The sequence below is a fragment of the bacterium genome, assembly GCA_021372775.1.
Classification (GTDB): Bacteria; Acidobacteriota; Polarisedimenticolia; order J045; family J045; genus JAJFTU01.
The window spans coordinates 1-10,234 of record JAJFTU010000359.1 but is presented as its reverse complement, the minus strand read 5'-3'; the positions used below and the strand labels follow the sequence as shown (position 1 = coordinate 10,234).

General features: G+C 74.5%; 10 protein-coding genes. 4 read left to right on the top strand and 6 right to left on the bottom strand.

Translation table 11 applies throughout. From position 1 onward, the window contains the following. The coding region (locus tag LLG88_11930; GenBank protein MCE5247610.1) for a hypothetical protein at window positions 1-767 on the bottom strand (767 nt) is incomplete at its 3' end. Between the two features lie 231 nt (window positions 768-998). Between LLG88_11930 and LLG88_11925 the strand changes: the two genes are divergently transcribed. The 3 genes from LLG88_11925 to LLG88_11915 all read left to right on the top strand — a co-directional run bounded on the left by LLG88_11925 (window position 999) and on the right by LLG88_11915 (window position 3,979). Continuing rightward, on the top strand, window positions 999-1,697 hold the full coding sequence (locus LLG88_11925; GenBank protein ID MCE5247609.1) for an SDR family oxidoreductase: 699 nt from the start codon (window positions 999-1,001) through the stop codon (window positions 1,695-1,697). Window positions 1,698-1,890: 193 nt separating this feature from the next. Continuing rightward, on the top strand, window positions 1,891-2,880 hold the full coding sequence (locus tag LLG88_11920; protein ID MCE5247608.1) for a hypothetical protein: 990 nt from the start codon (window positions 1,891-1,893) through the stop codon (window positions 2,878-2,880). 109 nt (window positions 2,881-2,989) lie between these two features. Then, window positions 2,990-3,979 carry a hypothetical protein gene (locus LLG88_11915; GenBank protein ID MCE5247607.1) on the top strand — a complete coding sequence of 330 codons (990 nt, stop codon included), beginning with the start codon at window positions 2,990-2,992 and terminating at the stop codon, window positions 3,977-3,979. A gap of 46 nt (window positions 3,980-4,025) precedes the next feature. On the opposite strand, the gene LLG88_11910 is transcribed toward LLG88_11915, so the two are convergent. From LLG88_11910 to LLG88_11890, 5 genes are read right to left on the bottom strand one after another with little or no spacing between them, the layout of a single operon-like run. After that, window positions 4,026-5,600: a DHA2 family efflux MFS transporter permease subunit gene (locus tag LLG88_11910; protein ID MCE5247606.1), complete on the bottom strand. Its 1,575-nt coding sequence runs from the start codon at window positions 5,598-5,600 to the stop codon at window positions 4,026-4,028. Continuing rightward, on the bottom strand, window positions 5,597-6,217 hold the full coding sequence (locus tag LLG88_11905; protein ID MCE5247605.1) for a cytidylate kinase-like family protein: 621 nt from the start codon (window positions 6,215-6,217) through the stop codon (window positions 5,597-5,599). The genes LLG88_11910 and LLG88_11905 overlap by 4 nt, the downstream gene beginning before the upstream one ends. Continuing rightward, window positions 6,214-7,431 (bottom strand): HlyD family secretion protein, encoded by a 1,218-nt coding sequence (locus LLG88_11900; GenBank protein ID MCE5247604.1) that lies wholly within the window; start codon window positions 7,429-7,431, stop codon window positions 6,214-6,216. Before LLG88_11900 ends, LLG88_11905 begins: the two co-directional genes overlap by 4 nt. Continuing rightward, entirely contained in the window at window positions 7,428-8,771 is a 1,344-nt protein-coding gene (locus LLG88_11895; protein MCE5247603.1) for a TolC family protein, read from the bottom strand. Before LLG88_11895 ends, LLG88_11900 begins: the two co-directional genes overlap by 4 nt. Further along, on the bottom strand, window positions 8,768-9,376 hold the full coding sequence (locus LLG88_11890) for a TetR/AcrR family transcriptional regulator (GenBank protein MCE5247602.1): 609 nt from the start codon (window positions 9,374-9,376) through the stop codon (window positions 8,768-8,770). Before LLG88_11890 ends, LLG88_11895 begins: the two co-directional genes overlap by 4 nt. 238 nt (window positions 9,377-9,614) lie before the next feature. On the opposite strand from LLG88_11890, the gene LLG88_11885 reads away from it, so the two are divergent. Further along, a partial coding sequence (locus LLG88_11885; GenBank protein MCE5247601.1) for an MFS transporter occupies window positions 9,615-10,234 on the top strand: 620 nt, incomplete at its 3' end.

Below are 10,234 nucleotides of genomic sequence, written 5' to 3'. Positions count from 1 at the left end.
TGCAGCGCCTCGTCCGCGTTGCCGAGCTTGCGCTCCGCGTCGGCGAGAAACCGCGCCGCCTGGCGGTTCCACGGGTCGGCCTCGACGGCGCGGGCGAAGATCGTCTTGGCCATGGCGAAGTCGCCGGCCGCGAAGAAGGCGCCGCCGAAGGAGACCCAGAACTGCGCGGAATTCGGGCAGCGGTCCGCGGCGTCGCGGAACAGCGCCTTGGCTTCCTCGTACTTCTGCTCGGCGACCAACCGCTGCGCATTGCCGACCGCGGCGACGTCTTCGGGCGGGCAGAGCAGCGGCGTCTCCGGGAAAAGGTCGCGTCCGCGCAGCGCTTCGAGCGAGTCCAGTGAATCGGCGGCGGCCATGCTGTCGGGGGCGGCCGCCACGGCGGCGTGGTAGTCCTTCGCCGCCGCCTCTTTGAGACGCTCGGCCATGTCCCTTCCTTCCGGCGTGTCTCTCGTCCGCTCCGCGGCGCTGCGGAAGAACTCGCCGCGCATCCACAGGATCAGCGGATCGTTCGGCGCCATGCCGACTGCCTCATTGAACAGCGTGAGCGCCCCGCGCGCGTCCTGGCCGCTCCACTTGACCAACGCCTCCCGAACGAGCGGCGCGGCGGAGCTGCGCGCCTCCATGCTCTGCGGCGTCTCCTTGAACGCCGGCGACGCGGCGGCGGCCGTTGCGGTTTCGGCGGCGGGCTTGGACGGCTCCTCCGCCACGGCGAAGGCCAGGGCGGACAGAAGGACGGCGGCGGCGCAAAGCGGCGTACGCATCGACATTTGGCTCTCCCCCCGCGGCGCCCGACGGCCTCCGCGCGACGCCGCACTATCGCCCGCCGCGCGGATCGGCGTCAACGCCGCGCCCGCCGCCCAACGCAAGGGGCGCGGGAGTCTCCGCGGGCGGCGGGAGGCGGTCGTCGTCGGGACGAGGGGCCGACGCGCCGTCCGCCGACGCGGCGCACCCGCGCGCGGCGCGCCGTACCTTCCAAGCGGCTTGCGGAGGGCGGCGCGATGGGCGAGACGGTGCGGACGGCGTTGGTCACGGGCGGGAACCGCGGCATCGGGCTGGCCGTCGCGGAAGCGTTGGCGCGCCGCGGCGTGGAGGTCCTGCTCGGCGCGCGCGACCCGCGGCTCGGCGAGGAGGCGGCCGGCGCGCTGCGCGAGCGGCGGCTGCCGGTCCGCGCGGTCGAGCTCGACGTCGCCGACCCGGAGAGCATTCGGCGCTGCGTCGAGGACCTCGCCGCGGCGCAGATCCGCGTCGAAGCGCTCGTCAACAACGCCGGCATCTTCCCCGAGGGGTCGCTGATGGCCCGCGGCGACGATCTGCTCCGCGCCGCATTCGAGGTCCATGTCTTCGGCCCGCTGGCGCTGGCCCGCGCCTTCATCCCCGGCATGCGGGCGGCGGGGCGGGGGCGGGTGGTCAACGTCTCCTCCGGCTGCGGCTCGTTCGGCGAGGGGCTGGAAGGGCCGGCCGCCTACTGCGTCTCCAAGGCCGCGCTCAACGCCCTCACCGTCAAGCTCGCGGCCGAGGCGGGGCCGCTGGTCAAGGTCAACGCCTGTTGCCCCGGCTGGGTCCAGACCCGCATGGGCGGGCCGGAGGCCGAGCTGACCCCCGAGGAGGGCGCGGAGACGATCGTCTGGCTGGCGACCTTGCCCGACGACGGCCCGACCGGCGGCTTCTTCCGCGACGGCAAGCATCTGCCGTGGTGAACGCGCGGGGCGCCTGAACGCCGCGCGCCTCGCGCCGCCGTCGCCGCATCGTGGCCGCATCGCCGCATCGTGACCGCATCGCCGCGTCGTGGCCGCGTCGCGCGGGGCGCGACGGGACGCCGCCCGGTAGAATCGACGGCGTCTGCCCTCTCCTCCCGCGCCGCCTGCATCGCGGCGCCGACGCAGAGGTTCGATGCGTTTCGCGTTGGTCGCGGCCGTCGCCGCGCTTTCGCTCGCGGCTCCGGCGGCGCGCGCGCAGGAGATCGGCCTGTCCGGCGGCAGGACCGCGGTCTCCGGCGACGACGACGGCTCGTACGCCTGGTCGATCGACTTCAGCCAGTCGCTGACGCGCCACTGGGCGTGGTCGATCTCCCACCTCAACGAAGGCCATCTCGAGGGACACCACCGGGACGGCTTCGCCGCGCAGGCTTGGCTGAAGCTGCCGCTCTTCGACGACCGCCTGTGGCTGGCGGTCGGCGGCGGCGTCTACCGCCACTACGACACGCAACGCGGCGCCGACGGCGCGTCGGAAAACGTGCACGGCGCGGCGCCGATCTACGGGTTCGCCGCGAACTACTACCTCGGCGGGCCGTGGTCGGCGCGGCTCTCCGTGCAGCACGTCCCGACCGACGGCTGGCGGGACACGACCGTCGTCCTGGCGGGGATCGGGCTGCGCCTCGGCGCACCGTCGTGGAGCGCGCCGCCGCGGCCGGGGCCGCGGATGCCCGGCCCGGAGACGAAGCCGGCGCGGCAGGAGCTCGACCTCTTCGTCGGCTCGACGACCGTCAACACCTTCGGCAGCGAGAAGGCGCGGGCCCGCGGGATCGAGTTCCGCCACGACGTCGGCCGGTACGCCGAGTGGTCGATCACGCTGCTCAACGAAGGGAGCAACGAGCTGATCCGGCGCAACGGCCTCGCTTCGCAGTTCTGGGTCGTGCGCCCGGCGCGGGACGGCGCGCTGCGCCTCGGCCTCGGCGCCGGACTCTACGGCAACCTCGACAAGCGCCGCCTGCAGGCGGACGGCGAGACCGAAGGGCGGCGCGGGCTGGCCGGGATCGTCGGCATCACCGCCGCCGTGCGCCTCTCCGGCCCGTGGCTGGCCCGCGTCACCTGGACGCGGATCGTCACCGACTACCACCGCGACGCCGACGTCTACACGCTCGGCGCCGGCGTGCGCTTCTGAGGTCCCGCTCCGCGCGCGGCGGCGCGGGGGGCGCCCGCCTCGCGCGGCGAGGGTAAACTCGCGCGTCCGCCGGCCCGCCCTCCGCGGCGCGCCCGGCGCGGAGAGCCCGATGAAGCTCGCGTTCGCCGCGGCGCTCGCCGCGTTGGCCTGCGCCGCTCCCGCCGCGCGCGCGCAGGAGGCCGGGCTGCTGCTCGGCCGCACCTTCGTGTCCGAGACGCGCGACAGCTCCTACGCCTGGTCGGTGGACTATCGGCAGTCGATCACCCGCCATCTCGCCTGGTCGATCGCCTACCTCAACGAGGGACATCCGCCGGGACACCACCGCGACGGTCTTTCGGCGCAGGCCTGGGCGCGGCTGCCGCTGTTCGACGACCGGCTCTGGCTCGCCGCGGGCGGCGGGATCTACCGCTATTACGACACGCAGGCCGGCGCGGACGGCGGGTCGGCGAACGTGCACGACCGCCGGCCGATCTACAGCCTCGCGGCGACCTACTACGCGCGCGGGCCGCTGTTCGCGCGGCTCGTCGTCAACCACGTCTCGTCGGAGCGGAGCGTCGACGCGACGACGTTCCTCGCCGGGATCGGCCTGCGGCTCGGCACGCGCTCGTGGGGCGCGCTGCCGCCGCCGGAGCGGCGCGAGCCCGGCCCCGACGAGTGGCGGCGCGGGCAGGAGCTGAACGTCTTCGTCGGCGGCACGACGGTCAACACGTTCGCCAGCCAAAAGGCGCGCGCCCGCGGGATCGAGTTCCGCCACGATCTCGGCCGCTACAGCGAGTGGTCGATCACGCTCCTCAACGAGGGGAGCAACGAGCTGATCCGCCGCGACGGCGTCGCCTCGCAGCTCTGGCTGGTGCGGCCGGCGTGGAACGGCGCGCTGCGCCTCGGCGTCGGGCTCGGCCTCTACGGCAATCTCGACCGGCGCCGCCCGGCGGAGGAAGGGGAGAGCGAGGGGCGCCGCGGCGTCGCGGGGATCGCCGGGATGAGCGCCGCGGTGCGGATCGCCGGCCCGTGGTCGGCCCGCCTCGCGTGGACGAGGATCGTGACCGACTACAGCCGCGACACCGACGTCTACACTCTCGGCGCCGCGATGCGCTTCTGAGCGGGCGCGCGGGGCGCGGCCCTCGGCGCCGCGGCGCGCTTCCGACTTAGTGCGCGCCCGCGGGCGGCCCGCCGTGGCGGGGCGGGCGGCGCATCAGGAAGACGAGCGGCAGCAGGCAGAGGTAGAGCGCGGCGAGGATCAGGAAGGCGTCGTTGTAGGAGAGCATCGAGGCCTGCCGCTGCATGCCGCCGTAGACGACGGCGCGCGCCTGTCCGGCGGCCGTCGCCGCGTCCGCGCCGCGCGCCTGCAGCGCGGCGGCGACGCCGGCGAGGCGCTCCTGCGCCGCGGGGGCGTAGGCGTTCACCTGGCCGGCCAGCTGGTGCAGGTGGAACTGGCCGCGGCGGGCGAGCATCGTCGTCACCGCGGCGACGCCGAACGACGAGCCGATGTTCCGCATCAGGTTGTAGATGCTCGTCGCGTTCCCCATCCGCTCCTTGGGGATCGGCGCCGTCGTGATCGTCGTCAGCGGCGTGAAGGTCATGCTGAGCGACATCCCCTGCAGGAAGAGCGCGACGACGAACTGCGGGAATCCCGCGTCGAGGTTGATGTGGGAGAGCATCCAGAGCGAGTAGGTCGTCAGGAGCAGGCCGATCGTCAGCAGCCGCCGCGGATCGACCCGTCCGATGAGCATCCCGATGATCGGCAGGGTGAAGAAGCTGGCCAGGCCGCGCGGGAGCGTCGCCAGCCCCGAGTCGAGCGCGGGATAGCCGAGGAGCGTCTGCAGCAGCAGCGGCACGAGCACCGTGCTGCCGTAGAGGACGAAGCCGAGCAGCGTGACGAAGCCGACGCCGGCGGCGAACGTCCCGATCTTGAAGATGCGCAGGTCGATGATCGGGTGCTCGGCCCGCAGCTCGCGGACGACGAGGCCGATCAGGCCGACGACGGCGAGGACGGCGAGGACGATGATGAAGCGCGAGGCGAACCAGTCCTCCTGCTGCCCCTTGTCGAGCATGATCTGCAGCGCGCCGATGCCGAGGACGAGCAGCCCGAGCCCCCAGTAGTCGATCCGCGCGCCGCGCCGCTTGATGTACGGCGGGTCGAAGACGAAGAGCTGCGTCATCAGCAGCGCGGCCAGCCCGATCGGCAGGTTGATGTAGAAGACCCAGCGCCAGCTCCAGTTGTCGGTGAGCCAGCCGCCGAGCACCGGCCCGAGCATCGGGGCGACGACGATCCCGACGCCCCAGAACGCCATCGCCTTGCCGCGGTCCTTCGGCGGGAAGACCTCGAGCATGATCGCCTGCGAGAGCGGCTGCAGGCCGCCGCCCGTGGCGCCCTGCATGATGCGGAAGGCGATCAGGAAGCCGAGGTTCGGCGCGAGGCCGCAGAGCAGCGAGGAGAGGGTGAAGCCGCCGACCGAGAGCATCAGCAGCCGCTTGCGGCCGATCAGCCCGGCGAGCCAGCCGGTCATCGGCAGCACGACGGCGTTGGCGACGAGATACGACGTCAGCGCCCAGGTCGCCTCGTCGGGCGAGACGGAGAGCGAGCCGGCGACGTGGGGGAGGGCGACGTTGACGACGGTCGTGTCGAGCACCTCCATGAAGGTGCTCGCCATCACCGCGGCCGCGACGATCCAAGGATTGATCGTCCGCGGCGCGCCGACCGCCGCCGCCGCCGCGCTCACTGCGGGCGCGCCTCGAGGCCGGCCGCGGCGAGGATCGCCGCCGCGCAGCGTTCGACGCCGAGGCGCGTGTTGACCATCAGGTCGTAGAGGTCCGGGTCGAGTCGGCGCCGGCCGTAGGCCCGTTGCACGTAGCGCGCGCGGTCGCGGTCCACGTGGTCGAGCGCCTCCTCGGCGTCGGCGTCGTCGGCGTAGAGCGGGCGGATGCGGGCGAACCGTTCGGCGCGGGGCGCGTGGACGAAGACGTGGAAGGCGTCTTCGCGGCCGGCGAGCGCGCACTGCGCGCCGCGGCCGACGACGACGCAGTCTCCTTCGTCGGCGAGGTCGAGGAGCAGCCGCCGGGTCAGGTCGGCCAGCGCTTCGCCGTCGAAGACCTTGTTCGGCGCGCCGGCGAACCCCTCCGGCCCGCCGCGCCAAAACGCCTTGATCATCCGCGTCAGCCACGGCGTCGGATGCTCGTCGAGCGCCGCGACGTCCTCGGGGGCGAGGTGCGCGACCCGCGCCGCCGCGGCGATGATCTCGCGGTCCACGAGCCGCCAGCCGAGGAGCGCGGCGACCCGCCGCGCGGTGGCGCCGCCGCCGCTGCCGTACTCGCGCGCGATCGTGATCACCCGAATCATCGGCCCCCTCCTCCGTCGGTGAAGACGGTCGGCACGACCGACAGGCCGGGGCGCAGGCGGCGCTCCGCGTCCTGTCCGGGATCGAGCACGATCTTCACCGGCACGCGCTGCACGACCTTCACGAAGTTGCCGGTCGCGTTCTCCGGCGGCAGCAGGCTGAACTTCGCCGCCGTCGCGCCGCCCACGCTCTCGACGCGCCCCTCGTAGTCGCGGCCGTAGGCGTCCACGTGGACGCTCGCTCGCTGTCCGGAACGCATCCGGCGCAGTTGGTTCTCCTTGAAGTTGGCGACGACCCAGACGTCGTCGAGCGGCACGAGCGCGAGCAGCGGCTGCCCCGGCGCGACGACCTGTCCCGGCTGGACGCTCTTCTTGCTCACGACGCCGCCCACGGCCGCCCTGATCGTCGTGTAGGAGAGGTTGAGCTTCGCCTGCTCGAGCGCGGCGCGCTTCTGCCCGACGAGCGCCTGCGCCGCCGCCGCGCGCGCGCCGACGACGCCGACCTGGCCGCGCGAGGCGTCCGCGGCGCGGACCTGCGCCTCCGCTCGACGGATGCGTTCGTCGGCCGCGGCGACGGCGGAGCGCGCGCCCTCCACCGCCGCGCGCGCGGCCGCCTCGGCGGCGACCGCGGCGTCGTACTGCTGGCGCGAGATCTCGTCCTTCTGCACGAGCCGCCGGGCGCGCTCGAGGTCGGCCGCGGCGCGGGTCAGCGTCGCTTCGGCCTCGCGCTGGCGCGCCGACTGCGCGTCGGCGTCCTGCCTCGCGCCGAGGGCGAGGGCGCGCGCCGCGGCGGCGTCCCCTTCGGTCGAGCCGGAGACGACCGGCACGTTCTGCGCCGCGGCGCGGGCCGCGGCCTCGGCGTCGGCCAGCTCCGCCTCGGCCCGCGCGACGGCGACCTTGTAGTCGGCGGGGTCGAGCTCGACGAGCGTCGTTCCGACCTCGACCTGCTGGTTGTCGGCGACGCGCACCGCGACGACGACGCCGCCGACGCGCGCCGCGACCGGGGCGATGTTCCCCTCGAGCTGCGCGTCGTCGGTGGACTCGCGGCCGGCGAGATGCAGGTAAAGGTAGAGCCCCGCCGCGGCGAGCGCGGCGACGAGGACGACGACGAGCGCGGCCCGCGCGGCGGGGCGGCGGCGCAACGCGGAGCGCAGCCCGTGGACGGGCAGCGGGACGCGGTCCTCTGTTCCTTCGGCGGGTTCTCGGCCGGTGGTCACTGGGCGCCTCCGAAGAGCCGGGGCGCCGCCGTTTCGGCGTCGCCGACGGCCCGGGCGAGGGAGAGCTTGGCGAGGTTGTGCGCGTAGAGCGCGGCGAGGTAGTCGTCGGTCGCGCGCGCCGCGGCGTCCTGCGCCTGCACGACCTCGAGGTTGTCGGCGACGCCGGCCTCGAAGCGGTCGCGCGCCTGGCGCAATTGCTCGGCGGCGAGGTCGACGGCGTCGTTCGCGACGTGGACCCGCTCGTCGGCGGCGCGGACGTCGAGCAGCGCGGCGCGGACTTCTTCTTCGGCGCGCGCCGCGAGGTCGGCGCCGCGGGCGCGGGCCGACTCCAGCCGCGCGTCGGCGGCGAGCAGCCGCGCGCTCGTGCGCCCCGCCTCGAAGAGCGGGATCTTGAGCGCGGCGCCGACGGTGTAGGTGCGCTCGCGGCTCGGCGCGTCGGGACCGGTCAGGCCGAGATCGGCGGAAAGACGCAGCGAGGGGAGGTAGCGCGCCTTCTCCGCCGCGCGCGCGTTCTCCGCGGCGCGGATCTCCTCGCGCGCGGCCTGCACGTCGAAGCGCGCGGCGGCGCGGCGCAGCGCGTCCGACTCGTCCGGCGCGGCGATCGGCGCGTAGGCGACCTCGTCGGCGAGGCGCAGGTCGTCGGCCAGCGGCAGCTCGATCGCCTGCGCGAGCGCGAGCTTCGCCTTGGCGAAATCGGTTTCGGCGACGATCACGCGCTGGCGCTCGGCCTTTTCCTGCACGGCGGCGCGCAGCACGTCGATCCCCGGCGCGACGCCGGCTTCCTTCAGGGCGCGGGCGCGGGCGAGCAGCGCTTCGGCCGTGGCGTGCTGCGCGCGGACCTCGGCGATCCGCCGCGCGGCGACGGCGGCGCGCACGTAGAGCGCGGCGACGGCGGCGGCCGTCCTCTCGCGCACGTCCTTCGCCGAGAGGCGCGCCGCCTCGAGGGCGCCGCGGCCGGCGCGGGCGCGGGCGAGCGCCTCGGCGTCCCAGAGCGCCTGAGAGGCGCCGACGCGCGCGTCGAGCACGTTGTAGGGACCGACGATCGGGTTTTCGCCGGGGGCGAGCGGCAGGCCGTAGTTCTCGAGATCCACGGTCTGCCGCGCGGCGGAGAGGTGCGCTTCGACGTCGGGGAGGAGGCCGGAGCGGTCGAGCCGGGCCTCGCCTTCGGCCGTCCGCACCTGCTGCGCGGCGAGGCGCGCGGCGACGTTCCGTTCGAGGCCGCGGGCCACCGCCGCGGCGAGCGTCAGGCCGGACCCCGCGGGCGCCTCCTGCGCCGACGCGCCGGTCGCGGCGAGAACGGCCGCGGCGCAGGCGACGGCCGCGATGCGCGAAGCGATCATCGGGCCTCCAGCCCTTTCCAGACGAAGTCGAAGGCGCTCTCGATGTCCTCGTCGAGCGTCGCGTCGGACCAGCCGCGCGTGCGGCGCGCCACCAACCCGCGCGTCACGTCGAAGACCACGAACGCCACCTCGCGCGCGTTGACCGGGCGGACCCGTCCTTGCTCGATCCCTTTGGCGACGGCCTCGGCGAGGATTCCGGTCTGGGCGATGTAGGAGTCGTCGATCGCCTGCTGGCAGGGCGCGCGCATCACGAGCGCCTGGCCGAACTCCGTGAAGTACATCGCGAAGAAGTCACGGTGCTTCTCGAAGTGCTCGGCCTTGGTGCGGATGAAGGCGCGGATCGACTCTTCGGGGGTCGCTGCGGCGCCGACGGCGGCGACGGTCTGGACGCGCAGTTCTTCCATTCCCTGCTTGAGCGTCGCCCAGTAGAGGTCGAGCTTCGACTCGTAGTAGAGGTAAACGGTGCCCTTGGCGATTCCCGCCGCCTCGGCGATCTCCTGGATCGTCGCGCCCTCGTATCCCTTGGCGCTGAAGACTCGGTGCGCCGCCTCGAGGATCGTCTCGACGCGAAATTCGGCGACCGCTTCCTGCTTAGTCCGCGGCATGCATACCTCCGTTGACCGCGCGGTCAGAGACCTGACCGAGCGGTCACATATACGGCGCCCGATGGGGCGGCGCCAGCGTTTCAATCGTTTCGCGGAGCGCTTCAAACGCCTCGGGCGCGCCCGGGGCGCGACACGCTTCGGCGGAGTTGCGCTCCCCGCGACGCCGCCCGCCGTCGCGGCGTCCGCGCGCGCCGCGGAACGCTGGCGGGACGCGGCGCCGGGCGCACAATGCGCGCCCATGAACGAGCGCGACGCGGCGGGCCTCAAGACGCTGGTCTTCGCGGTGGTCACCGCCGCCTTCACCACGATCTACATCACGCAGCCGGTGCTGCCGGTGATCGCCGGGCAGTTCGGCGTGGACGAGGCGCGGGCCTCGCTCACCGTCTCCGCGGTCGTGCTTGGGATCGCGCTCGCCAACCTGCCGTTCGGCGCGCTCGCCGACCGCTACCGCGTCAAGCCGATCGTCGCGGTCGGCGGGGCGGTCGTCGCGCTCTTCGGCCTCGCGTCGGCCTTCGCGCCGACGCTGCCGCTGCTCGTCGCCGCGCGCTTCGCGCAGGGGCTCTGCATCCCCGCGCTCACGACCTGCCTCGTCGTCCACCTCGCGCGCGCCCTCCCTCCCGAGCGGCTCGGCGAGGCGATGGGCGCGTACGTCTCGGCGACCGTCGCCGGCGGCCTCGGCGGTCGGCTGCTCGGCGGCTTCGCGCTCGGCGCGGAGCGGTGGCGCTGGGCGTTCGTGATCGGCGCCGCGCTCGTCGCGTGCTCCTCGTTCGCCGCCGCGCGCTGGCTGCCTCCGGCGCCGCCGCGCTCCGCCGCGGAGCGGCGCGGCGGCGGCTTCCTGCCGCTGCTGCGGCGCTGGGC

Coding starts and splice junctions, on each gene's coding strand:
- LLG88_11905 (MCE5247605.1), bottom strand. CDS start 6,217: ATGATTCGGGTGATCACGATCGCGCGCGAGTACGGCAGCGGCGGCGGC.
- LLG88_11925 (MCE5247609.1), top strand. CDS start 999: ATGGGCGAGACGGTGCGGACGGCGTTGGTCACGGGCGGGAACCGCGGC.
- LLG88_11915 (MCE5247607.1), top strand. CDS start 2,990: ATGAAGCTCGCGTTCGCCGCGGCGCTCGCCGCGTTGGCCTGCGCCGCT.
- LLG88_11920 (MCE5247608.1), top strand. CDS start 1,891: ATGCGTTTCGCGTTGGTCGCGGCCGTCGCCGCGCTTTCGCTCGCGGCT.
- LLG88_11895 (MCE5247603.1), bottom strand. CDS start 8,771: ATGATCGCTTCGCGCATCGCGGCCGTCGCCTGCGCCGCGGCCGTTCTC.
- LLG88_11890 (MCE5247602.1), bottom strand. CDS start 9,376: ATGCCGCGGACTAAGCAGGAAGCGGTCGCCGAATTTCGCGTCGAGACG.